This window comes from Ciceribacter sp. L1K23 (genome assembly GCF_018122705.1).
In the GTDB taxonomy this organism is placed as follows: Bacteria; Pseudomonadota; Alphaproteobacteria; order Rhizobiales; family Rhizobiaceae; genus Allorhizobium.
In genome coordinates, this window is the sequence record NZ_JAGRRC010000001.1 from 2,013,681 (window position 1) to 2,035,669 (window position 21,989).

General features: G+C 60.3%; 23 protein-coding genes. 1 reads left to right on the top strand and 22 read right to left on the bottom strand.

Translation table 11 applies throughout. The features are described 5' to 3' along the window. Nucleotides 1-37: 37 nt before the first annotated feature. The 20 genes from rpsH to rpsL form a co-directional block, all read right to left on the bottom strand. Nucleotides 38-436: a 30S ribosomal protein S8 gene (gene rpsH / locus J5J10_RS09480; RefSeq protein WP_208549398.1), complete on the bottom strand. Its 399-nt coding sequence runs from the start codon at nucleotides 434-436 to the stop codon at nucleotides 38-40. Nucleotides 437-448: 12 nt separating this feature from the next. Next, a complete protein-coding gene (rpsN, locus tag J5J10_RS09485; protein ID WP_208549392.1) occupies nucleotides 449-754 on the bottom strand; it encodes a 30S ribosomal protein S14 in 306 nt (101 codons plus the stop codon). Between the two features lie 31 nt (nucleotides 755-785). Next, nucleotides 786-1,343, bottom strand: coding sequence for a 50S ribosomal protein L5 (gene rplE, locus J5J10_RS09490; RefSeq protein WP_208549386.1), 558 nt, complete (start codon nucleotides 1,341-1,343; stop codon nucleotides 786-788). Further along, a complete protein-coding gene (rplX, locus tag J5J10_RS09495; RefSeq protein ID WP_208549381.1) occupies nucleotides 1,336-1,644 on the bottom strand; it encodes a 50S ribosomal protein L24 in 309 nt (102 codons plus the stop codon). Before rplX ends, rplE begins: the two co-directional genes overlap by 8 nt. Before the next feature lie 13 nt (nucleotides 1,645-1,657). Then, the gene (gene rplN / locus J5J10_RS09500) at nucleotides 1,658-2,026 is read right to left on the bottom strand and encodes a 50S ribosomal protein L14 (RefSeq protein WP_182304374.1); all 369 of its coding nucleotides are present in this window, start codon (nucleotides 2,024-2,026) and stop codon (nucleotides 1,658-1,660) included. Nucleotides 2,027-2,260: 234 nt separating this feature from the next. Further along, nucleotides 2,261-2,497 carry a 30S ribosomal protein S17 gene (gene rpsQ / locus J5J10_RS09505; protein ID WP_071008864.1) on the bottom strand — a complete coding sequence of 79 codons (237 nt, stop codon included), beginning with the start codon at nucleotides 2,495-2,497 and terminating at the stop codon, nucleotides 2,261-2,263. A gap of 12 nt (nucleotides 2,498-2,509) precedes the next feature. Next, nucleotides 2,510-2,710 carry a 50S ribosomal protein L29 gene (gene rpmC, locus J5J10_RS09510; protein WP_208549378.1) on the bottom strand — a complete coding sequence of 67 codons (201 nt, stop codon included), beginning with the start codon at nucleotides 2,708-2,710 and terminating at the stop codon, nucleotides 2,510-2,512. 11 nt (nucleotides 2,711-2,721) lie between these two features. Next, a complete protein-coding gene (rplP, locus tag J5J10_RS09515) occupies nucleotides 2,722-3,135 on the bottom strand; it encodes a 50S ribosomal protein L16 (RefSeq protein WP_054158105.1) in 414 nt (137 codons plus the stop codon). 38 nt (nucleotides 3,136-3,173) lie between these two features. Then, on the bottom strand, nucleotides 3,174-3,914 hold the full coding sequence (gene rpsC / locus J5J10_RS09520) for a 30S ribosomal protein S3 (RefSeq protein ID WP_208549377.1): 741 nt from the start codon (nucleotides 3,912-3,914) through the stop codon (nucleotides 3,174-3,176). Next, nucleotides 3,914-4,303 (bottom strand): 50S ribosomal protein L22, encoded by a 390-nt coding sequence (rplV, locus tag J5J10_RS09525; RefSeq protein ID WP_208549376.1) that lies wholly within the window; start codon nucleotides 4,301-4,303, stop codon nucleotides 3,914-3,916. Before rplV ends, rpsC begins: the two co-directional genes overlap by 1 nt. Nucleotides 4,304-4,305: 2 nt before the next feature. Beyond that, nucleotides 4,306-4,584: a 30S ribosomal protein S19 gene (rpsS, locus tag J5J10_RS09530; protein WP_208549374.1), complete on the bottom strand. Its 279-nt coding sequence runs from the start codon at nucleotides 4,582-4,584 to the stop codon at nucleotides 4,306-4,308. 16 nt (nucleotides 4,585-4,600) lie between these two features. After that, nucleotides 4,601-5,437: a 50S ribosomal protein L2 gene (gene rplB, locus J5J10_RS09535; RefSeq protein WP_208549373.1), complete on the bottom strand. Its 837-nt coding sequence runs from the start codon at nucleotides 5,435-5,437 to the stop codon at nucleotides 4,601-4,603. A 17-nt stretch (nucleotides 5,438-5,454) separates the two neighbouring features. Beyond that, complete coding sequence (locus tag J5J10_RS09540) at nucleotides 5,455-5,748, bottom strand: 50S ribosomal protein L23 (RefSeq protein WP_208549370.1); 294 nt, start codon at nucleotides 5,746-5,748, stop codon at nucleotides 5,455-5,457. Beyond that, entirely contained in the window at nucleotides 5,745-6,365 is a 621-nt protein-coding gene (rplD, locus tag J5J10_RS09545; protein ID WP_208549367.1) for a 50S ribosomal protein L4, read from the bottom strand. Before rplD ends, J5J10_RS09540 begins: the two co-directional genes overlap by 4 nt. A gap of 13 nt (nucleotides 6,366-6,378) precedes the next feature. Further along, on the bottom strand, nucleotides 6,379-7,020 hold the full coding sequence (rplC, locus tag J5J10_RS09550) for a 50S ribosomal protein L3 (protein WP_208549365.1): 642 nt from the start codon (nucleotides 7,018-7,020) through the stop codon (nucleotides 6,379-6,381). A gap of 169 nt (nucleotides 7,021-7,189) precedes the next feature. Next, nucleotides 7,190-7,498 carry a 30S ribosomal protein S10 gene (gene rpsJ, locus J5J10_RS09555; protein ID WP_006728688.1) on the bottom strand — a complete coding sequence of 103 codons (309 nt, stop codon included), beginning with the start codon at nucleotides 7,496-7,498 and terminating at the stop codon, nucleotides 7,190-7,192. Nucleotides 7,499-7,868: 370 nt separating this feature from the next. After that, nucleotides 7,869-9,044 carry an elongation factor Tu gene (gene tuf / locus J5J10_RS09560; RefSeq protein WP_208549325.1) on the bottom strand — a complete coding sequence of 392 codons (1,176 nt, stop codon included), beginning with the start codon at nucleotides 9,042-9,044 and terminating at the stop codon, nucleotides 7,869-7,871. A gap of 72 nt (nucleotides 9,045-9,116) precedes the next feature. After that, on the bottom strand, nucleotides 9,117-11,216 hold the full coding sequence (fusA, locus tag J5J10_RS09565) for an elongation factor G (protein ID WP_208549363.1): 2,100 nt from the start codon (nucleotides 11,214-11,216) through the stop codon (nucleotides 9,117-9,119). A gap of 32 nt (nucleotides 11,217-11,248) precedes the next feature. Further along, on the bottom strand, nucleotides 11,249-11,719 hold the full coding sequence (rpsG, locus tag J5J10_RS09570; protein WP_208549362.1) for a 30S ribosomal protein S7: 471 nt from the start codon (nucleotides 11,717-11,719) through the stop codon (nucleotides 11,249-11,251). Between the two features lie 86 nt (nucleotides 11,720-11,805). Beyond that, nucleotides 11,806-12,177, bottom strand: a complete 372-nt coding sequence (rpsL, locus tag J5J10_RS09575; protein ID WP_003507760.1) for a 30S ribosomal protein S12 — start codon at nucleotides 12,175-12,177, stop codon at nucleotides 11,806-11,808. Between the two features lie 481 nt (nucleotides 12,178-12,658). Here rpsL and J5J10_RS09580 point away from each other — a divergent pair, with 481 nt between their 5' ends. Next, nucleotides 12,659-12,952, top strand: a complete 294-nt coding sequence (locus J5J10_RS09580; protein WP_208549357.1) for a transcriptional regulator — start codon at nucleotides 12,659-12,661, stop codon at nucleotides 12,950-12,952. 382 nt (nucleotides 12,953-13,334) lie between these two features. Here the strand turns inward: J5J10_RS09580 and rpoC are convergent, their stop codons facing one another. Both rpoC and rpoB read right to left on the bottom strand, forming a co-directional pair. Continuing rightward, nucleotides 13,335-17,543 (bottom strand): DNA-directed RNA polymerase subunit beta', encoded by a 4,209-nt coding sequence (rpoC, locus tag J5J10_RS09585; protein WP_208549355.1) that lies wholly within the window; start codon nucleotides 17,541-17,543, stop codon nucleotides 13,335-13,337. A 189-nt stretch (nucleotides 17,544-17,732) separates the two neighbouring features. Further along, nucleotides 17,733-21,872 (bottom strand): DNA-directed RNA polymerase subunit beta, encoded by a 4,140-nt coding sequence (rpoB, locus tag J5J10_RS09590; RefSeq protein WP_208549344.1) that lies wholly within the window; start codon nucleotides 21,870-21,872, stop codon nucleotides 17,733-17,735. Between the last annotated feature and the right edge of the window lie 117 nt (nucleotides 21,873-21,989).

Genomic DNA, 21,989 nt, shown 5'->3' on the forward strand with positions numbered 1-21,989 from the left:
ATCCTGTCTGTTCGCTATGGAGTTCCCCTGCGCTGTCTTAGAAGACAGAGCAGAGAACCTCGCCACCAACGTTCTGTTCGCGAGCCTGGTGATCGGCCATCACGCCCTTCGGAGTCGAAAGGATGGTGATGCCGAGGCCGTTCGCGACCTGCGGAATGGACTTGACCGAGACATAAACTCGGCGGCCCGGCTTGGACACGCGGCCGATCTCACGGATCACCGGCGCGCCTTCATAGTACTTCAGCTCGATCTGGAACTCGGTCTTGCCGGTCTCGAACTCCACTTCGGAGTAGCCGCGGATGTAACCCTCGGCCTGGAGAACGTCGAGAACGCGAGCACGCAGCTTGGAGGCCGGAGTGGACACCGTCGACTTGCGGCGGTGGATACCATTCCGGATACGGGTGAGCATATCGCCCAACGGATCAGTCATCGTCATTTGCCCGTCTCCTTACCAGCTCGACTTCACAATGCCCGGCACCTTGCCGAGATTGCCCAGCTCGCGAAGCGCGATACGCGACATCTTGAGCTTGCGGTAGAACGCGCGCGGACGACCGGTGACTTCGCAACGGTTGCGAATACGGGTCTTGGAGCCATCGCGCGGAAGTTCCGCGAGCTTCAGGGTTGCCTTGAACCGGTCTTCGATCGGAAGGGTCTGGTTCATGATGATCGCCTTCAGGGCAGCGCGCTTGGCGGCCTGGTTGGCGGCGGTCTTGCGGCGGCGCTTGTTCTTTTCAACTGCGCTTGTCTTCGCCATATTGAGATCCTCTCTACGCTCGTCGTTACGGTTACTGACGGAACGGGAAGTTGAACTCTGTCAAAAGAGCCCGTGCTTCGTCGTCGGTCGGAGCCGTCGTGCAAACGATGATGTCCATGCCCCACATCTGATCAACCTTGTCGTAGTTGATCTCGGGGAAGACGATGTGTTCCTTAATGCCCATGGCGAAGTTGCCACGGCCGTCAAAGCTCTTCGGATTCAGGCCGCGGAAGTCGCGAACGCGCGGCAGCGCGATGTTGACCAGGCGATCCAGGAATTCATACATGCGGGCGCCACGGAGGGTGACCTTCGCGCCGATCGGCATGCCTTCGCGAACCTTGAAGCCTGCGATCGAGTTGCGGGCACGGGTGATGACCGGCTTCTGGCCAGCGATCGCCGCGAGGTCCGCAGCTGCAACGGTGGGCTTCTTGGAGTCGGCAGTCGCCTCGCCCACACCCATGTTGATCACGATCTTTTCAAGCTTCGGGATCTGCATCTCGTTGGAGTAGGAGAACTTCTCCTGCATGGCCTTGCGGATGCGGGAAACGTATTCCACCTTGAGACGCGGCTCGTACTTTGCCTCAGCCATCGATCACTTCTCCCGAACGCTTGGCCACACGCACCTTCTTGCCGTCAACGACCTGGAAACCGACGCGGGTCGGCTTGCCGTCCTTGTCGGCAATCGCCAGGTTGGACAGATGGATGGGGGCTTCCTTGTTGATGATACCCGCTTCCTGGGTCTGGGTCTGGCGCTGGTGACGCTTGACCATATTGATGCCACGGACGACCGCGCGGTCCTCCTTCGGCATGACCTGAAGCACTTCGCCGGAACGACCCTTGTCCTTGCCGGCCAGAATGACGACCTTGTCGCCCTTGCGGATCTTCTGCATCGCTATCGCTCCCTTACAGTACTTCCGGAGCCAGCGAGATGATCTTCATGTGGTTCTTGGCGCGAAGTTCACGCGGAACCGGTCCGAAGATACGGGTGCCGATCGGCTCTTTCTTGTTGTCGATGAGGACGGCAGCGTTGGTGTCGAAACGGATGACACTGCCGTCAGCGCGGCGGATGTCCTTGGCGGTACGAACAACAACCGCCTTCATCACGTCACCCTTCTTCACGCGGCCGCGCGGAATGGCTTCCTTGATCGAAACGACAATGATGTCGCCGACCGAAGCGTACTTGCGCTTGGAGCCGCCCAGCACCTTGATGCACATGACACGACGCGCGCCGGAATTGTCGGCAACGTCGAGGTTAGTCTGCATCTGAATCATGTCAGGTCGCCTTCTTGTTGTAACCGGGACGGTTGGGCGCGATGCCCCCTATTCCGGCTTATGAAATATTCGAATTGTCGCGCGGGAGGGACTTTGCCAAGGTGGTTTCCCAGAAAGGGACCTTCCGAGCGCTCAAAGCAAAAGAACGCTCCGGAGGAGCGTTCTGACGCCAGTGGGGTGCTTCATACAGGATTCTGCGCCGGACGCAAGGCCCAGACGCAGAAAGTGAAGCAATTAAGCCTGGGCGGCAACAACCGTCCAGCGCTTGTCCTTGGAGATCGGTGCGCATTCCTCGATGGAAACGACATCACCTACCTTGTACTGGTTGTTCTCGTCATGCGCCTTGTACTTCTTCGACCGGCGAACGGTCTTCTGAAGCAGAGGGTGCGCGAAGCGGCGCTCGACGCGGACAACAACGGTCTTCTCGTTCTTGTCGGAAACGACTACGCCCTGCAGAATGCGTTTCGGCATATTATTCTTCCTTTAGGCCTTGGCTTCTGCCGCCTTCTGGCGGGCAATGGTTTTCACGCGGGCGATGTCCTTGCGAACCTCGTCGATGCGAGAGGACTTCTCAAGCTGGCCGGTGGCCTTCTGGAAGCGCAGGTTGAACTGCTCCTTCTTCAGGTCTGCCAGCTTGTCCTTCAACTGATCGGCGCTCATGGCGCGAACGTCTGCGGCTTTCATGGTGCTGAACCTCACTCTGCAATGCGCTGTACGAAGCGCGTCGTGACCGAGAGCTTGGCAGAACCGAGGCGCAGAGCCTCGCGTGCGATCTCTTCCGATACGCCGTCGATCTCGAACATGATACGACCGGGCTTGACCTTGCATGCCCAGTATTCAACCGAACCCTTACCCTTACCCATACGAACTTCGGTGGGCTTGGCCGTGACCGGGACGTCCGGGAATACACGGATCCACACACGACCAGCACGCTTCATGTAGCGGGTGATCGCACGACGGGCTGCTTCGATTTCGCGTGCGTTCACACGGTTCGGTTCCAGAGCCTTGAGGCCGTATTCACCGAAAGCCAGGTCAAAACCGCCCTTGGCGACGCCCTTGATGCGACCCTTGAACTGCTTGCGGTATTTTGTACGCTTTGGCTGCAACATTTTCTTACTTCTCCGAGCTTATCTTTCGCCAGCGTTGATCAAGCGTTTTCGCGTTCGCGGCGACGGTCGCCACGATCGCCGCGTTCACCACGGCTTGCCGGACCCTGTGCATCGCCTTCCATGGCGCGACGCTCGGATGCCATCGGGTCGTGCTCAAGGATTTCGCCCTTGAAGATCCAGACCTTGATGCCGCAGATACCGTAAGCGGTTTCTGCCTCGGCCGTGCCGTAGTCGATGTCGGCGCGCAGCGTGTGCAGCGGCACGCGACCTTCGCGATACCATTCCGTACGGGCGATTTCAGCGCCGCCGAGACGGCCGGCGCAGGTGATCTTGATGCCTTCGGCACCCAGACGCATGGCCGACTGAACGGCGCGCTTCATGGCGCGACGGAATGCGATACGACGCTCGAGCTGCTGGGCGATCGACTGTGCGACCAGCGTTGCGTCGATTTCCGGCTTGCGCACTTCAACGATGTTGAGGTGCGTTTCGGAATTGGTCATCGACGAAATCTTCTTGCGAAGCTTCTCGATGTCCGCACCCTTCTTGCCGATGATCAGACCCGGGCGAGCCGAGTGGATCGTGACGCGGCACTTCTTGTGCGGGCGCTCGATGACGACCTTGGCGATACCGGCCTGCTTCAGCTCCGACATCAGATACTTGCGGATCTTCAGGTCTTCGTGAAGGAGCTGGCCGTATTCGGCGTTGTCGGCGAACCAACGGCTATCCCAGGTACGGTTGATGCCGAGGCGGAAGCCGATCGGATTGATTTTCTGACCCATTATGCGGCCTCCCCTTTGGCTTCAACTTCGCGAACCACGATGGTCAGGTGCGCGAACGGCTTTTCGATGCGGGATGCACGGCCACGGCCACGGGCGTGGAAGCGCTTCATGACGATCGACTTGCCGACATAGGCCTCAGCGACGATCAGCTGATCGACGTCGAGGTCGTGGTTGTTCTCGGCGTTTGCGATCGCCGATTCCAGCGTCTTCTTGACGGTGCCGGCGATGCGCTTGCGCGAGAATTCGAGATCGGCGAGCGCACGATCAACCTTCTTGCCGCGGATCATGGCGGCAACCAGGTTCAGCTTCTGCGGGCTGACGCGAAGCGTGCGGGCGACTGCCTGTGCTTCGTTGTCCTTCAGCCGGCGTTCGGTCTTTGCCTTCGCCATGATTACTTCCTCTTCGCCTTCTTGTCCGCGCCGTGACCGTAATAGGTCCGGGTCGGAGCGAATTCACCGAACTTGTGACCGACCATGTCTTCGTTGACGCTGACCGGAACGTGCTTGGAGCCGTTGTAGACGCCGAAGGTGAGACCGACGAACTGCGGCAGGATCGTGGAGCGACGGCTCCAGATCTTGATCACTTCACTGCGGCCGCCTGTGCGAACCTTCTCTGCCTTTGCGAGAAGATAGCCGTCGACAAACGGGCCTTTCCATACTGAACGAGCCATTTCTGACTAACCTCTCTTACTTCTTCTTCAGGTGGCGCGAGCGCATGATGAACTTGTCGGTCGACTTGTTCGAACGAGTCCGCTTGCCCTTGGTCGGCTTGCCCCACGGGGAAACCGGGTGACGACCACCGGACGTGCGGCCTTCACCACCGCCGTGCGGGTGGTCGACCGGGTTCATGACGACACCGCGGTTATGCGGGGTCTTGCCGCGCCAACGGGTACGACCAGCCTTGCCGTCGTTGATGTTGCCGTGGTCCGGGTTGGAGACGGCGCCGATCGTTGCAAGGCAGGAGCCGTGCACCAGGCGCTGTTCACCCGAGTTCAGACGAAGGATCGCCATGCCGGCATCGCGGCCGACCAGCTGAACGTAGGTGCCTGCCGAACGGGCGATCTGGCCACCCTTGCCCGGCTTCATCTCGACGTTGTGAACGATCGAGCCAACCGGGATGTACTGCAGTGGCATGGTGTTGCCGGGCTTGACGTCGACAGCCTTGTCCGAAGCGATGACCTTGTCGCCTGCAGCAAGACGCTGCGGAGCGAGGATGTAGGCCTGTTCGCCATCGGCGTAGTTGACGAGCGCGATGAACGCCGTGCGGTTCGGGTCGTATTCCAGACGCTCTACGGTGCCTTCGACGTCGAACTTGCGACGCTTGAAGTCAACGAGACGGTAGGTACGCTTGTGACCACCGCCGATGAAGCGGGCGGTGATCCGGCCGAGGTTGTTACGGCCGCCGCTCTTGGAAAGACCTTCCGTCAGAGCCTTGACCGGCTTGCCCTTGTAGAGCTGCGAACGGTCGACGATAACCAGCTGGCGCTGGCTCGGCGTGGTCGGGTTGAAGCTTTTCAATGCCATTTTACTTGTTCCCTAGCTCAGATGCCGGTCGACACGTCGATGGACTGTCCGTCGGCGAGCGTAACGATCGCCTTCTTCACGTCCTTCTGCTTGCCGGCGAAGCCGCGGAAACGCTTAACCTTGCCCTTGCGGAGCAGCGTGTTGACGGCCTTGACCTTGACGCCGAAGAGAGCCTCGACAGCAGCCTTGATTTCCGGCTTGCTGGCGCCCTTGGCGACGTTGAAGACGACCTGGTTCTGTTCGGATACCAGGGTCGACTTTTCGGTGATCGACGGAGAGACGATCACGTCGTAGTGGCGAAGATCAGTCATTTGAACCGCTCCTCCAGAGCTTCAACCGCAGCCTTGGACAGCACGAGCTTGCCGCGGCGCAGGATGTCGTAAACGTTGATGCCCTGAACCGGCAGAACATCGATGTTCGGGATGTTGGCCGCAGCGAGCTTGAAGTTGTTGTCGAGTTCAGCGCCGCCGATCAGCAGGGCGTTGCTGAAGCCGAGCGACGCCAGCGTGCCGGCGAGCGCCTTAGTCTTGGCTTCGGCCGCGACCAGGTTGTCGACGATGATCAGGTCTTCAGCCTTCAGCTTGGCCGAAAGAGCGTGACGCAGAGCAAGAGCGCGAACCTTCTTCGGCAGGTCGTGGGCGTGGCTGCGAACAACCGGACCATGTGCACGACCACCGCCGCGGAACTGCGGAGCGCGAGCCGAGTGGTGGCGAGCGCGACCGGTGCCCTTCTGCTTGTACATCTTCGAACCGGTACGAGAAACCTCGGAACGGCCCTTGGACTTGTGGGTGCCCTGCTGCTTCTTGGCGAGCTGCCAGCGAACGACGCGGGCAATGATGTCCTCGCGCGGCTCAAGGCCGAAAATCGCATCCGACAGGGAAACCTTGCCGGCGTCTTTGCCCTCGAGGGTCTTGACGTTCAATTCCATTGGTTTGGCTCCCTTACTTCGATGCCGACTTGACGGCGTCGCGGACGATGATCCAGGAACCCTTGGAACCGGGAACGGCGCCCTTCACAAGGATCAAACCGCGATCTTCATCGGTCGAAACGACTTCGAGATTCTGCGTGGTGACGCGCGTCTGGCCCATGTGACCAGCCATGCGCTTGCCCTTCCAGACCTTGCCCGGATCCTGGTTGTTACCGGTCGAACCGTGCGAGCGGTGCGAAACCGATACACCGTGCGTGGCACGGAGACCGCCGAAGTTGTGGCGCTTCATCGCACCGGCAAAACCCTTACCGATGGTGGTGCCGGTCACGTCGACCAGCTGGCCAGCCGAAAAGTGGCCGGCCGTCAGCTGTGCGCCGACGTCCAGCAGGTTATCTTCGGAAACGCGGAATTCTACGAGCTTGGCCTTCGGCTCGACCGAGGCGGCAGCGAAGTGGCCGCGCAGGCCCTTCGTGGTATTCTTGACCTTCGACGAGCCGGCACCGAGCTGAAGCGCGGTATAGCCATTCTTGTCGGCGGTGCGCTGAGCCACGACCTGAACGTTGTCGAGACGCAGAACTGTTACCGGGACATGCTCACCGGCGTCGTTATAGACGCGGGTCATTCCCACTTTCTGTGCAATCACACCTGAACGCATGGTTCATTCCTCTTGAGAGTCGCGGCCGGGACCATGAGGTCACGGCCTTTCCTCTTTGTTTAAGGATTCCACTCAGGCCCTTCCGAACCTTCGGGTTTCCCGTTTCGAGAAGTCGTTGGCAGGTCTTGCCACGTACCTTCCTTGTTATTTCGGCTCTCGCCGGAATTCCTTAGAGCTTGATCTCGACGTCAACACCCGCCGCCAAATCGAGCTTCATCAGCGCGTCTACGGTCTGGGGGGTCGGATCAACGATGTCGAGAAGGCGCTTGTGCGTGCGCATCTCGAACTGCTCACGGCTCTTCTTGTCGACGTGAGGCGAACGGTTGACCGTGAACTTTTCAATGCGGGTCGGAAGCGGAACCGGGCCGCGTACGCTTGCACCGGTGCGCTTGGCAGTGGAGACGATCTCCCGCGTGGAGGCATCGAGAACCCGGTGATCAAACGCCTTCAGGCGGATGCGGATATTCTGGCCGTTCATTCGACTTGTCCTTGTTTCTTTTCTTGCGTCCCGCATACGCAGAGACAGTGAATTACCAATTACTGGCCGGCCCCTGATTTTCAAAAATCACACGGACATCAAGGATGCCCCTGTCACTTCACTCAGAATAAGGAGCCCTGCCCCGCCATCCCAATCGAGACGACCAAATTGCAGCGCTAACGTCGGGAGGAGCAAATCACCGCCCGACTCCATTCGTGGCGGCGACATATACCCTCACCGCCTTTTCGTCAATGGCCTACGGGCCAAACGACGCGACTTCCTGGCATGCGCGACGCGCATGGGGTTTTCCAACCCTGAAACCGACAATCGGCCCCGCAACCCGATGGGTGCGGGGCCGATCGTATCTGCATTACTCGATGATCGAAGCGACGATGCCGGCGCCGACGGTGCGGCCGCCTTCGCGGATCGCGAAGCGCAGCTTTTCTTCCATCGCGATCGGAACGATCAGCTCAACGGCAACGGTCACGTTGTCGCCAGGCATGACCATTTCCGTGCCTTCCGGAAGCGTCACGATGCCCGTCACGTCCGTCGTGCGGAAGTAGAACTGCGGACGGTAGTTCGTGAAGAACGGCGTATGACGGCCGCCCTCTTCCTTCGTCAGGATGTAGGCTTCTGCCATGAACTTCTTGTGCGGCTTGACCGAACCCGGCTTGCACAGGATCTGACCACGCTCGACGCCGTTACGGTCGACGCCGCGAAGCAGCGCGCCGATGTTGTCGCCAGCCTGGCCCTGGTCGAGCAGCTTGCGGAACATTTCAACGCCCGTGCAGGTCGTCTTCGTCGTCGGACGGATGCCGACGATTTCGATTTCCTCGCCGACCTTGACGATACCACGCTCAACGCGACCGGTCACAACCGTACCACGGCCCGAGATCGAGAACACGTCTTCGATCGGCATCAGGAACGGCTGGTCGATCGGACGCTCAGGCGTCGGGATGTAGGCGTCAACAGCGGCCATCAGCTCGCGGATCGCGTCTTCACCGATCTTCTTGTCCGAATCTTCAAGAGCAGCAAGCGCCGAACCCTTGATGACCGGGATGTCGTCGCCCGGGAAGTCGTAGGACGACAGAAGTTCGCGAACTTCCAGTTCGACGAGCTCGAGAAGCTCGGCGTCGTCAACCTGGTCGACCTTGTTCAGGAACACAACGATCGCCGGAACGCCAACCTGACGGGCGAGCAGGATGTGCTCGCGGGTCTGCGGCATCGGGCCGTCGGCAGCCGAGCAAACCAGGATCGCGCCGTCCATCTGGGCAGCACCGGTGATCATGTTCTTGACGTAGTCGGCGTGGCCGGGGCAGTCGACGTGCGCATAGTGACGGTTCGGCGTCTCGTACTCGACGTGTGCCGTCGAAATCGTGATGCCGCGCGCCTTTTCTTCCGGGGCAGCGTCGATCTGGTCGTACGCCTTGAACTCGCCGAAGTACTTCGTGATCGCCGCCGTCAGCGACGTCTTGCCATGGTCAACGTGGCCGATCGTGCCAATGTTAACGTGAGGCTTGTTGCGCTCAAACTTACTCTTTGCCATTTCCGGCTCTCCATTCTTTCGTCTCCCCGAGGGGAGAAATTCGTTAACTGTTCAGGTTTTGGGGTATTCCGGTCACTTCTGACCGGAATACTTGGCCTGGATTTCCTGAGCGACGTTGCTCGGTACCGGGGCGTAGTGGTCGAACACCATCGAGTACTGCGCACGGCCCTGCGACATGGAGCGCAGGCTGTCGACGTACTTGAACATGTTCGCCAGCGGAACGTGAGCGTTGATCACGATCGCGATGCCGCGCTGTTCCTGGCCCTGGATCTGGCCACGACGGGAGTTCAGGTCGCCGATGACGTCGCCGACATAATCTTCCGGGGTGACGACTTCGACGCGCATCATCGGCTCGAGCAGCTGTGCGCCGGCCTTCTTGGCTGCTTCACGGAAGCAGGCACGCGATGCGATTTCGAACGCCAGAACCGAGGAGTCGACGTCGTGGAAGGCACCATCAATGAGGGTGGCCTTGACGCCGAGCATCGGGAAGCCAGCGAGCGGACCCGAGGTCAGAACGCTTTCGATACCCTTCTGAACGCCCGGGATGTATTCCTTCGGAACAGCACCGCCGACGATCTTGGACTCGAACTTGAAGTCTTCGCCTTCCGGGTTCGGTTCGAAGACGATCTTGACGCGCGCGAACTGGCCGGTACCACCGGACTGCTTCTTGTGCGTGTAATCTTCTTCGTGCTGACGCGTGATGGTTTCGCGATAGGCAACCTGCGGAGCACCGACGTTGGCTTCGACCTTGAACTCGCGACGCATGCGGTCGACGATGATGTCCAGGTGAAGTTCGCCCATGCCGGCGATGATCGTCTGGCCGGATTCCTGGTCGGTCTTGACGCGGAACGACGGGTCTTCGGCTGCCAGGCGGTTGAGCGCGAGGCCCATCTTTTCCTGGTCGCCCTTGGACTTCGGCTCGATCGCGATCTGGATGACCGGCTCGGGGAATTCCATGCGCTCAAGGATAACCGGCTTCAAGGGATCGCAGAGCGTGTCACCCGTAGTGGTTTCCTTGAGACCGGCGAGAGCAACGATGTCGCCTGCAAAGGCTTCTTCGATGTCTTCACGGCTGTTGGAGTGCATCTGCAACATGCGGCCGACGCGCTCGCGCTTGTCCTTGACCGTATTTAGAACAGACGAACCCTTTTCCAGCTTGCCGGAATAGATGCGGGCGAAGGTGAGCGAACCGACGAAGGGGTCGTTCATGATCTTGAATGCCAGCATCGAGAGCGGCTCGGCGTCATCTGCATGGCGCTCGATCTCAGCTTCGGTCTTGAAGTCGATGCCTTTGATCGCCGGAATGTCGAGCGGCGACGGCAGATAATCGACCACGGCGTCGAGCAGCGGCTGAACGCCCTTGTTCTTGAACGCGGTGCCGCAGAACATCGGGTGGAACTTCACGTCGATGGTGCCGCGACGAACGAGAGCACGGATCTTGTCGTTGTCCGGCATTTCGCCGTTCAGGTAGGCTTCCATCGCTTCTTCGTCGATCTCGACAACGGTCTCGATCAGCTTTTCGCGATATTCCTCGGCCTTTTCCTTGAGGTCGGCCGGGATTTCGACGACGTCCCAGGCAGCGCCGAGGGACTCATCGCGCCAGACGAGCGCGTTCATCTCGATCAGGTCGACGACGCCCTTGAAGTCGCTTTCAGCGCCGATCGGCAGCTGCATGACAACAGCGGTGGCGCCGAGACGGGTCTTGATCATTTCCACAGAGCGGTAGAAGTCAGCGCCGGTCTTGTCCATCTTGTTGCAGAAGATCATCCGCGGGACGTGGTACTTTTCAGCCTGACGCCATACGGTTTCGGTCTGCGGCTCGACGCCAGCGTTGGCGTCGAGAAGCGCGATGGCACCGTCGAGAACGCGCAGCGAACGCTCGACTTCGATGGTGAAGTCAACGTGGCCGGGCGTGTCGATGATGTTGAAGCGGCGCATCTTGCCGTCACGGCCCTTCCAGAAGGTCGTGGTGGCAGCGGACGTGATCGTGATGCCACGCTCCTGCTCCTGCTCCATCCAGTCCATGGTGGCAGCGCCGTCGTGCACTTCGCCGATCTTGTGCGACTTACCGGTGTAGTAAAGGATACGCTCGGTGGTCGTGGTCTTGCCGGCGTCGATGTGCGCCATGATACCGAAGTTGCGGTAGTCTTCGATTTTATATTCGCGAGCCATAACGGACTGCCTTTCAATATTCGATCGGTTGATTACCAGCGGTAATGCGAGAACGCGCGGTTCGCGTCAGCCATCTTGTGCGTGTCTTCACGCTTCTTGACAGCCGAGCCGCGATTGTTGGCGGCATCCATCAGTTCGCCGCAGAGGCGATCAACCATGGTGGTCTCGTTGCGCTTGCGAGCAGCCGTGATCAGCCAGCGAATGGCCAGAGCCTGACGACGCTCCGGACGAACGTCGACCGGAACCTGATACGTCGCACCACCGACGCGGCGAGAGCGGACCTCGACGTGCGGAGCGATGTTATCGAGAGCCTGGTGAAACACCGTGATCGGCTCCTGCTTCAGCTTGGCCTGAACAGCATCGAAGGCGCCGTAGACGATGGTCTCGGCGACGGACTTCTTGCCGTGCAGCATGATGGCATTCATGAACTTGGTGACGACGAGATCACCGAACTTCGGGTCCGGATTGATCTCGCGCTTTTCTGCTCTGTGGCGACGGGACATACTTCTTGTCTCTCAACGGTTACGGCACTTTAGAACGCGGAGAACCTCGCGCAGCACCAGGATTGTTATAATCGGAGCGATCCGGATTACTTCGGACGCTTCGCACCGTACTTCGAACGGCGCTGCTTACGGTTCTTGACACCCTGGGTGTCGAGAACGCCGCGGATGATGTGATAACGAACACCCGGCAAGTCCTTCACACGGCCGCCGCGGATCATGACCACGGAGTGTTCCTGAAGGTTGTGACCTTCGCCCGGAATGTAGCCGATGACTTCGAAGCCGTTGGTGAGACGGATCTTGGCGACCTTACGCAGAGCCGAGTTCGGCTTCTTCGGGGTCGTGGTGTAGACGCGGGTGCAAACACCACGCTTCTGCGGGTTTTCCTGCAGGGCAGGAACCTTGTTGCGCTTGACCTGTGCCTGACGCGGCTTGCGGATCAGCTGGTTTACGGTAGGCATACAACCATCCCTTACGATTTTTGCTCTCGGCCCTCTCGGACCCCTGAATTTGCCGTTGCCGGCGGTGGCCGCACAGTTTTCATCATGCGCAAAATGTGGCCCGACCCGCTTTTGCCAGCGGATGGACCACAAAAGAACAGAGGACGCATCATAAAATGCGTCATGCGTGCGGCATTCGTGTCGTCAACGTGCGTATTGGAGCCTTGTTTGAGGTTAACTCCAAGGCGTGGCGCCTCGAACAGCATTCCTCACATTGGCTCCGATGGCCGGCGTACTACTGTCTTCGCGCATTCCAGTCAAGTCTTAACCGGAAAATAATGGCCGAAGCGGCGGACGCCAGATGCGCTTGCCGCCACGGAAAAGCCATGGCTGACGTCATAGAGCTTTTCGTCTAGCATGATAATCCGCTAGACAACAGCCATCGCCCGAATCGCGGCCCACTTTGGCCCCTGCTCCCGCCCGAACCCGAAAGGTACCGGCCATGATCAATCTCCCCGACAACGACAACAACCTCGATTCGCCGATGGTCTTCATCGTCATTGCCAAGGCATACGAGGAAGCCGGGGGAGAGGCGATCGACGTGCATGTCATGGTTGCTGCGCCGGATGACGATTCGGCGGTCCGCGCCGTGCTAAACGCGCTCTCCGAAGAGGGCTTCGTGGAAGCCGACCTCGATCAGATCGGCATGCTGCAGGACATCCCGGACGAGGAACCGCACGCATCGGCATATCAGGGCGCTTTGGAAGGCGAAGTGTCGATCATCCGCTTCGGCTAAGGCGCCCTCGCCTCATCAGCAGTGCTGAAATCAGAACCGCTCGGCAGTCGTCGGGCGGTTTCTTCGTATTTTCTACAAGTCTTTGACATTCGAGAGGCTGCCGGAGCGGACATCCGGGCGCTTCAAGCCAGCGCCGTATGAGACGCCGTTCCCATCGTCGAAGGCCCCTCCCCTCTGCCGTCCCCGCCGTGACCCCGGAACCGCGCGACGTCGCAAGCCCCGCTTCACAATCAACCTCCGCCCTCGAGCTCAAAACGAGCCAGCGCCACAGGCGGTTCCTTGGCTGCCCAGAACCGTCGGTGACAAGCAAAAAAGGCGCCCGGGAGACCCGGGCGCCTACAGTTTGTCCGTTTCAGCCTGCGATTAATCGCCAGGCCTCAGATCACTCGCCGGCCGGAGCCTGTTCCGACATGCTTTGCAGCATGGGGGTAGCGACATCAGCACCGCTGCCCTTCTTGCGCTCCTCGAGGATGAGGTCGTCGCGCGAGGTGGCAATGCGGCGGATCTGCGTCATGGTGCCGCCGGTACCAGCCGGGATGAGGCGGCCGACGATGACGTTTTCCTTAAGACCCTGCAGCGTGTCCATCTTGCCGGCAATCGCAGCTTCCGTGAGAACCTTGGTGGTTTCCTGGAAGGATGCGGCCGAAATGAACGACGGGGTCTGCAGCGAGGCCTTGGTGATGCCGAGAAGGACCGGATCGCCATATGCCGGCTTCTTGCCTTCCTCAGCCAGACGCTCGTTGACTTCGTCCAGTTCTATGCGATCGACATTGTCGCCGACGATGTACTGGCTGTCGCCGCTGTCTGTGATCTCGACCTTCTGCAGCATCTGGCGAACGATCACCTCGATGTGCTTGTCGTTGATCACAACGCCCTGCAGTCGATAGACCTCCTGGATTTCGTTGACCAGGTACGAGGCGAGTGCCTCGACGCCCTTGATCGCCAGGATGTCGTGCGGAGCCGGGTTGCCGTCGAGGATGTAGTCACCCTTTTCGATGTAGTCGCCGTCCTGAAGATGGAAGGGCTTGCCCTTCGGGATCAGGTACTCGACCGGCTCAACACCATCTTCCGCAGGCTCGATGATGACGCGACGCTTGTTCTTGTAGTCGCGGCCGAGGCGGATCGTACCATCGATCTCAGCGATGATGGCATGGTCCTTCGGACGACGGGCTTCGAACAATTCGGCAACGCGCGGCAGACCACCGGTGATGTCCTTGGTCTTGGCGCTTTCGAGCGGCGAACGGGCGAGAACGTCACCCTGCGACACCTTCGTGCCCGGTTCGACCGACAGGATCGCGTCGACCGAGAGCAGGAAGCGGGCTTCGCCGCCGCGGCTCAGCTTCATCACGGCACCGCTTTCGTCCTTGATGACGATCGCCGGCTTCAGATCCGAACCACGCGGGGTCGAACGCCAGTCGATAACCTGGCGCTTGGTGATACCGGTGGATTCGTCGGTCGCTTCGAGAACCGAAAGACCGTCGACAACGTCCTCGAAGTGAACGACACCGGCCACTTCCGTCATCATCGGACGGGTGTACGGGTCCCACTCGGCGAGACGCTGGCCGCGCTTGACCTTGTCGCCATCGTCCACGAATACCTTCGAACCGTAGGCAACGCGCTGCGACGACCGCTCCACACCACGCTCGTCAAGAATGGTGACGGCCATGCTGCGGCCCATGGCGATGAGGTTGCCATCGGAGTTGCGCAGCAGGTTGCGGTTCTTGATCTGGATCGTGCCTTCGTACGACGCTTCCAGGAACGACTGGTCGACCACGTTTGCCGTACCGCCAAGGTGGAAGGTACGCATGGTGAGCTGAGTGCCCGGTTCGCCGATCGACTGCGCCGCGATAACGCCGACGGCTTCGCCCATGTTGACAGGCGTACCACGGGCCAGATCTCGACCGTAGCAGACCGAGCAGACGCCGGTCTGGACTTCGCAGGTCAGCGCCGAGCGGATGCGGATCGACTGGATACCAGCCTTTTCGATCTCGATGACGTCTGCTTCCAGGATCATCTTGCCGGCATCGACGATCCGCTCACCCGTGACCGGATGATCGATATCGTCAAGCGCGGTACGACCCAGAACGCGGGCGCCGATGGAGGCAACGACCTGGCCGGCATCGACGATCGCCGTCATGGTCAGGCCCTTGTCGGTGCCGCAATCAACCATGTTGACGATGCAATCCTGCGCCACGTCGACGAGACGACGGGTCAGGTAACCCGAGTTCGCGGTCTTCAAGGCGGTGTCGGCCAGACCCTTACGGGCACCGTGGGTCGAGTTGAAGTACTCGTTAACGGTCAGACCTTCCTTGAAGTTCGAGATGATCGGCGTCTCGATGATTTCGCCCGACGGCTTGGCCATGAGGCCGCGCATGCCGCCCAGCTGGCGCATCTGGTTCGGAGAACCGCGGGCACCCGAGTGCGACATCATGTAGATGGCGTTCATCGGCTTCTGACGACCGGACTCCTTGTCGAACTCGACGGCCTTAATGCGGGCCATCATGTCTTCGGCGACCTTTTCGGTGGCCTTGCCCCAGGCGTCAACGACCTTGTTGTACTTCTCGCCCTGGGTGATCAGGCCGTCGTTGTACTGCTGCTCGTATTCCTTCACCAGGGCTTCGGTGTCACCGACGATCTTCACCTTGGTTTCCGGAATGATCATGTCGTCCTTGCCGAACGAGATGCCGGCGCGGCAGGCGTGGGTGAAGCCCAGCTGCATGATCCGGTCGCAGAAGATGACCGTGTCCTTCTGACCGCAGTGACGATAGACCGTGTCGATCATCTTGGAGATGTTCTTCTTGGTCATTTCCTGGTTGCAGATGTCGAACGGCACGTTGACGTTCTTCGGCAGAAGTTCGCCGATGATCATGCGGCCCGGCGTCGTTTCATAGATCTTCGAAACCGGCTTGCCGTCGGCGTCGACGGTCTTGAAGCGGCCCTTGATCTTGGCGTGCAGGGTGACGACCTTGTTTTCCAGCGCGTGGTGCAGTTCGCCGAGGTCGGAGAAGACCATGCCTTCGCCCGGCTCGTTCTGGTTCATGATCGACAAGTAGTACAGGCCGAGAACCATGTCCTGCGACGGAACGATGATCGGGGCGCCGTTTGCCGGGTGCAGGATGTTGTTCGTCGACATCATCAACACGCGGGCTTCGAGCTGGGCTTCAAGCGACAGCGGCACGTGAACGGCCATCTGGTCACCGTCAAAGTCGGCGTTGAAGGCCGTGCAGACGAGCGGGTGCAGCTGGATCGCCTTGCCTTCGACCAGGATCGGTTCGAAGGCCTGGATGCCCAGTCGGTGCAGCGTCGGGGCGCGGTTCAGCAGAACCGGATGCTCGCGGATGACCTCGTCGAGGATATCCCAGACTTCCGGCTTTTCCTTCTCAACCAGCTTCTTGGCCTGTTTGACGGTCGAGGAATAACCCTTGGCGTCGAGGCGGGCGTAGATGAACGGCTTGAAGAGCTCGAGCGCCATCTTCTTCGGCAGGCCGCACTGGTGCAGCTTCAGCTCCGGACCGGTCACGATGACCGAACGGCCGGAATAGTCGACGCGCTTGCCGAGAAGGTTCTGGCGGAAGCGGCCCTGCTTGCCCTTAAGCATGTCGGACAGCGACTTCAGCGGGCGCTTGTTGGCGCCGGTGATGACGCGGCCACGGCGGCCGTTGTCGAACAGCGCGTCCACAGATTCCTGCAGCATGCGCTTTTCGTTGCGGATGATGATGCCCGGAGCGCGCAGTTCGATCAGGCGCTTCAGACGGTTGTTACGGTTGATGACGCGGCGATAGAGATCGTTGAGGTCCGACGTCGCGAAACGGCCGCCGTCGAGCGGAACCAGCGGACGCAGGTCCGGCGGGATCACCGGAACGACCTTCATGATCATCCACTCCGGACGGTTGCCGGACTCCATGAAGTTCTCGACGATCTTCAGGCGCTTCATCAGCTTCTTCTGCTTGAGATCCGACGTGGTGTCGGCAAGCTCGGAACGCAGATCGCCAGCGATCTTGTCGAGGTTCATCGAGGCCAGCATCTCGTAGATGGCTTCAGCACCGATCATCGCGGTAAACTGGTCCTCGCCGAACTCGTCGACGGCCATCATGTACTCTTCCTCGGACAGGAGCTGATGCTCCTTCAGCGAGGTCAGGCCCGGCTCGGTCACGATGTAGTTCTCGAAGTAGAGAACGCGCTCGACATCCTTCAGCGTCATGTCGAGCAGAGTCGAGATGCGCGAGGGAAGCGACTTCAGGAACCAGATGTGGGCAACGGGCGCTGCGAGCTCGATATGGCCCATGCGCTCACGGCGAACGCGCGACAGCGTGACTTCGACGCCGCACTTTTCGCAGATGATGCCCTTGTACTTCATGCGCTTGTACTTGCCGCACAGGCATTCGTAGTCCTTGATGGGACCAAAGATGCGGGCGCAGAACAGGCCGTCGCGCTCGGGCTTGAAGGTGCGGTAGTTGATCGTTTCCGGCTTCTTGATCTCGCCGTACGACCACGACAGGATCTTTTCCGGGCTCGCGATCGAGATCCGGATGGAATCGAAGTGCTGAGCCGGCACCTGCGGGTTGAAAAGGTTCATGACCTCTTGGTTCATGCCTATCTCCTTATGGGGCGAAACGCCCTCGCTTGGCTCTGGTTGCGGCAAAATCCCGGGATGCCGCAGCAGGCCTTAGAATGACAGTTAACCGCGAAATGCGGCAAAACTCCCCTTCCCCGATGCATTTAACCGAAAGACCGGAAAAGGGAGCGTGCGCAGGGTCCCCGCGCACGCGTTGTCAAAACGTCACTCCGCCGCGTCCGGCAGGCTCGTCTCGCCTGCGGCGTCGAGCTTGGAATTCTCCAGTTCGACGCTGAGACCGAGCGAGCGCATTTCCTTGACGAGAACGTTGAAGCTTTCCGGAATGCCCGCCTCGAAGGTGTCGTCGCCACGGACGATCGCTTCGTAGACCTTGGTGCGGCCGGCCACGTCGTCCGACTTGACCGTGAGCATTTCCTGCAGCGTGTAGGCTGCGCCGTAAGCCTCGAGAGCCCAGACTTCCATTTCCCCGAAGCGCTGACCGCCGAACTGCGCCTTACCACCGAGCGGCTGCTGGGTGACGAGAGAGTACGGACCGATCGAACGCGCGTGGATCTTGTCGTCGACGAGGTGGTTGAGCTTGATCATGTACATGTAGCCCACGGTCACCTTGCGGTCGAACGGTTCGCCGGTACGGCCGTCATAGAGGACGGACTGGCCCGACGGATCGAGACCCGCACGCGTCAGCATCGAGGCGACATCCGGCTCGTGCGCACCATCGAAGACCGGGGTGGCGATCGACACGCCACGCTTGGCTTCGTCGGCAAGACGCACGATCGACTCGTCATCGAACTTCTCGACCTGCTCCGGATTGGTGCCCGAGGAGTAGATGTCCTCGATCTCCGCACGGAGCGGCTTGATATCGTTCGAAGCCTTGTACTCCTCGAGCATCTGGCCGATGCGCTTGCCCATTCCGGCGCAAGCCCAGGCGAGATGGGTCTCGAGGATCTGGCCGACGTTCATGCGCGACGGCACGCCGAGCGGGTTCAGCACCACGTCAACATGGGTACCGTCTTCGAGGAACGGCATGTCCTCGATCGGCAGGATGCGAGAAACCACACCCTTGTTGCCGTGACGGCCGGCCATCTTGTCGCCCGGCTGGATCTTGCGCTTCACAGCGACGAAGACCTTGACCATCTTCATGACGCCCGGAGGCATTTCGTCGCCGCGCTGGACCTTTTCGACCTTGTCCATGAAGCGCTGTTCGAGACGCGACTTCGACTCGTCGTACTGGCCGCGCAGGGCTTCCAGCTCCGACTGAACCTTCTCGTCCTCGACAGCGAACATCCACCACTGCGAACGCGGGTACTCCGAAACGACCTCGTTGGAGAGCGTGACGCCCTTCTTGAAACCCTTCGGGCCTGCGATCGATACCTGGCCGCGCAGCATGTCCATCAGACGGCCGTAGACGTTACGGTCGAGGATGGCCTGCTCGTCGTCGCGGTCCTTGGCGAGACGTTCGATTTCCTCGCGCTCGATCGCCATCGCACGTTCGTCCTTCTCAACGCCGTGGCGATTGAAGACGCGAACTTCGACGACGGTGCCGAAGGTGCCCGGAGGCATGCGCATCGAGGTGTCGCGGACGTCGGAGGCCTTTTCACCGAAGATGGCGCGCAGAAGCTTTTCTTCCGGCGTCATCGGGCTTTCGCCCTTCGGGGTGATCTTGCCGACCAGGATGTCGCCCGGCTGAACTTCCGCACCGATGTAGACGATACCGGCTTCGTCCAGATTCTTCAGCGCTTCTTCCGAAACGTTCGGAATGTCGCGCGTGATTTCTTCCGGGCCGAGCTTGGTGTCGCGAGCCATGACTTCGAATTCCTCGATGTGGATCGAGGTGAAGACGTCGTCGGACACGATGCGCTCGGAAAGCAGGATCGAGTCTTCGTAGTTGTAACCGTTCCACGGCATGAACGCGACGAGCGCGTTGCGGCCGAGAGCCAGATCACCGAGGTCCGTCGACGGACCGTCAGCGATGATGTCGCCCTTGTTCAGAACGTCACCGACCGTCACCAGCGGGCGCTGGTTGATGCAGGTGTTCTGGTTCGAACGCTGGAACTTCATCAGCCGGTAGATGTCGACACCCGACTTGGAGGGATCGAGATCTTCCGTGGCGCGGATAACGATACGGGTCGCATCGACCTGGTCGACCACGCCGCCACGACGGGCCGCGATGGCAGCGCCGGAGTCACGGGCAACGACCGGCTCCATGCCGGTGCCGACGAACGGAGCTTCGGCGCGAACCAGAGGAACGGCCTGACGCTGCATGTTCGAGCCCATCAGAGCGCGGTTGGCGTCGTCGTTTTCGAGGAACGGGATCAAAGCCGCGGCGACCGAGACGACCTGCTTCGGCGAAACGTCCATCAGGTTGATGGTTTCGCGCGGGGCAAGCATAACGTCACCGGCGTGACGGCAGACCACGAACTCTTCCACGAATTCGCCGCTGCTGCTCAGCTCGGCATTGGCCTGGGCGACGTAGTACTTCGCCTCTTCCATCGCCGAGAGATAGATCACGTCGGTCGTGACCTTGCCGTCCACGATCTTGCGGTACGGGCTTTCGATGAAGCCGTACTTGTTGACGCGGGCGAAGGTGGCGAGCGAGTTGATCAGACCGATGTTCGGGCCTTCCGGCGTCTCGATCGGGCAGATACGGCCGTAGTGGGTCGGGTGAACGTCGCGGACTTCGAAGCCTGCGCGCTCGCGGGTCAGACCGCCCGGGCCAAGAGCCGAAAGACGGCGCTTGTGGGTGATTTCCGAGAGCGGGTTCACCTGGTCCATGAACTGCGACAGCTGCGAGGAGCCGAAGAATTCGCGAACGGCGGCAGCAGCCGGCTTGGCGTTGATCAGGTCCTGCGGCATGACGGTGTCGATTTCGATCGACGACATGCGCTCCTTGATCGCGCGCTCCATGCGGAGCAGGCCGAGACGGTACTGGTTTTCCATCAGTTCGCCGACGGAGCGAACGCGACGGTTGCCGAGGTTGTCGATGTCGTCGATCTCGCCCTTGCCGTCACGAAGCTCGACAAGCATCTTGACCACTGCCAGGATATCGTCCTTGCGCAGCGTGCGGACCGTGTCCTCTGCGTCGAGGTCAAGGCGCATGTTCATCTTGACGCGACCGACGGCCGACAGGTCGTAGCGCTCGGCGTCGAAGAACAGCGACTGGAACATGGCCTCGGCCGATTCCATGGTCGGCGGCTCACCCGGACGCATGACGCGGTAGATATCAAACAGAGCGTCCTGACGGTTCTCGTTCTTGTCGGCGGCGAGCGTATTGCGGATGTAGGCGCCGACGTTGATGTGGTCGATGCCGAGAACCGGAAGCTCGTCGATACCGGCTTCCAAGAGCGCGGGAAGCGACTTCTCGTCGATCTCGTCGCCGGCTTCCATGTAGATCTCACCCGTCGACATGTTGACGACGTCTTCGGCGAGGTAGTTGCCGTAGAGATCTTCGTCAGATGCCTTCAGAGCCTTGAGGCCCTTCTCGGAAAGCTGACGCAGAAGGCGCGGAGTGAGCTTCTTGCCGGATTCGACTACCACTTCGCCGGAATCGGCGTCGATCATGTCCGAAATGGCCTTGCTGCCCTTCAACGTTTCCGGATTGAAGGGAATGCGCCAGCCGTCGCCGTCACGCTGATAGATCGACTTCGAATAGAAGGTCGACAGGATTTCCTCGCCGTCCATGCCGAGGGCCATCAGCAGCGACGTCACCGGGATCTTGCGGCGGCGGTCGATGCGGGCGTGGACGATATCCTTGGCGTCGAACTCGATGTCGAGCCAGGAACCGCGATACGGGATCACGCGGGCGGCAAACAGCAGCTTGCCCGAAGAATGGGACTTGCCCTTGTCGTGGTCGAAGAAAACGCCCGGCGAACGGTGCATCTGCGAAACGATCACGCGTTCGGTGCCGTTGACGATGAAGGTACCGTTGTTGGTCATCAGCGGCATGTCGCCCATGTAGACCGACTGTTCCTTGATGTCCTTGATCGAGCGGGCGCCTGTATCCTCGTCAATATCGAACACGATGAGGCGCAGCGTCACCTTCAGCGGCGCCGCGTAGGTCAGGTCGCGCTGGCGGCATTCGTCGACGTCAAACTTCGGCGGCTCGAATTCGTAGGAGACGAATTCCAGCATCGACGCACCGGAGAAGTCGGTGATCGGGAAGACGGACTTGAATACCGCGTTCAACCCCTCGTCGGGACGGCCACCCTTCGGCTCGTCAACCATGAGGAACTGATCATAGGATGCCTTCTGAACCTCGATGAGGTTCGGCATCTCTGCTACTTCTGGGATTTTTCCGAAAAACTTGCGTACGCGCCTGCGACCATTAAACGAAAGGGTCTGAGCCATCGTCGCTCCTTGTAATTTGCAACCGGGCCTGCAACGGACGGAACGCGCTGGCCAGGCGGCTCCGTCGATCATGGATCGTTCAATCTCGTCCTGTCGTTGCGGGCGGCCGACCGGATT

Bases quoted from the DNA above. Each gene is read 5' to 3' on its own strand.
- rpsN (WP_208549392.1), bottom strand. From the start codon at position 754: ATGGCGAAGACAAGCGCAGTTGAAAAGAACAAGCGCCGCCGCAAGACC.
- rpsC (WP_208549377.1), bottom strand. From the start codon at position 3,914: ATGGGTCAGAAAATCAATCCGATCGGCTTCCGCCTCGGCATCAACCGT.
- J5J10_RS09580 (WP_208549357.1), top strand. From the start codon at position 12,659: ATGATCAATCTCCCCGACAACGACAACAACCTCGATTCGCCGATGGTC.
- rpsS (WP_208549374.1), bottom strand. From the start codon at position 4,584: ATGGCTCGTTCAGTATGGAAAGGCCCGTTTGTCGACGGCTATCTTCTC.
- rpsQ (WP_071008864.1), bottom strand. From the start codon at position 2,497: ATGCCGAAACGCATTCTGCAGGGCGTAGTCGTTTCCGACAAGAACGAG.
- rplC (WP_208549365.1), bottom strand. From the start codon at position 7,020: ATGCGTTCAGGTGTGATTGCACAGAAAGTGGGAATGACCCGCGTCTAT.
- rpsJ (WP_006728688.1), bottom strand. From the start codon at position 7,498: ATGAACGGCCAGAATATCCGCATCCGCCTGAAGGCGTTTGATCACCGG.
- rplN (WP_182304374.1), bottom strand. From the start codon at position 2,026: ATGATTCAGATGCAGACTAACCTCGACGTTGCCGACAATTCCGGCGCG.
- rpoB (WP_208549344.1), bottom strand. From the start codon at position 21,872: ATGGCTCAGACCCTTTCGTTTAATGGTCGCAGGCGCGTACGCAAGTTT.
- rpoC (WP_208549355.1), bottom strand. From the start codon at position 17,543: ATGAACCAAGAGGTCATGAACCTTTTCAACCCGCAGGTGCCGGCTCAG.
- fusA (WP_208549363.1), bottom strand. From the start codon at position 11,216: ATGGCTCGCGAATATAAAATCGAAGACTACCGCAACTTCGGTATCATG.
- rpsG (WP_208549362.1), bottom strand. From the start codon at position 11,719: ATGTCCCGTCGCCACAGAGCAGAAAAGCGCGAGATCAATCCGGACCCG.
- rpsH (WP_208549398.1), bottom strand. From the start codon at position 436: ATGACGATGACTGATCCGTTGGGCGATATGCTCACCCGTATCCGGAAT.
- rpsL (WP_003507760.1), bottom strand. From the start codon at position 12,177: ATGCCTACCGTAAACCAGCTGATCCGCAAGCCGCGTCAGGCACAGGTC.
- rplB (WP_208549373.1), bottom strand. From the start codon at position 5,437: ATGGCATTGAAAAGCTTCAACCCGACCACGCCGAGCCAGCGCCAGCTG.
- rplD (WP_208549367.1), bottom strand. From the start codon at position 6,365: ATGGAATTGAACGTCAAGACCCTCGAGGGCAAAGACGCCGGCAAGGTT.
- rplE (WP_208549386.1), bottom strand. From the start codon at position 1,343: ATGGCTGAGGCAAAGTACGAGCCGCGTCTCAAGGTGGAATACGTTTCC.
- rplP (WP_054158105.1), bottom strand. From the start codon at position 3,135: ATGTTGCAGCCAAAGCGTACAAAATACCGCAAGCAGTTCAAGGGTCGC.
- rpmC (WP_208549378.1), bottom strand. From the start codon at position 2,710: ATGAAAGCCGCAGACGTTCGCGCCATGAGCGCCGATCAGTTGAAGGAC.
- rplX (WP_208549381.1), bottom strand. From the start codon at position 1,644: ATGCAGAAGATCCGCAAGGGCGACAAGGTCGTCATTCTGGCCGGCAAG.
- tuf (WP_208549325.1), bottom strand. From the start codon at position 9,044: ATGGCAAAGAGTAAGTTTGAGCGCAACAAGCCTCACGTTAACATTGGC.
- J5J10_RS09540 (WP_208549370.1), bottom strand. From the start codon at position 5,748: ATGACTGATCTTCGCCACTACGACGTGATCGTCTCTCCGTCGATCACC.
- rplV (WP_208549376.1), bottom strand. From the start codon at position 4,303: ATGGCGAAGGCAAAGACCGAACGCCGGCTGAAGGACAACGAAGCACAG.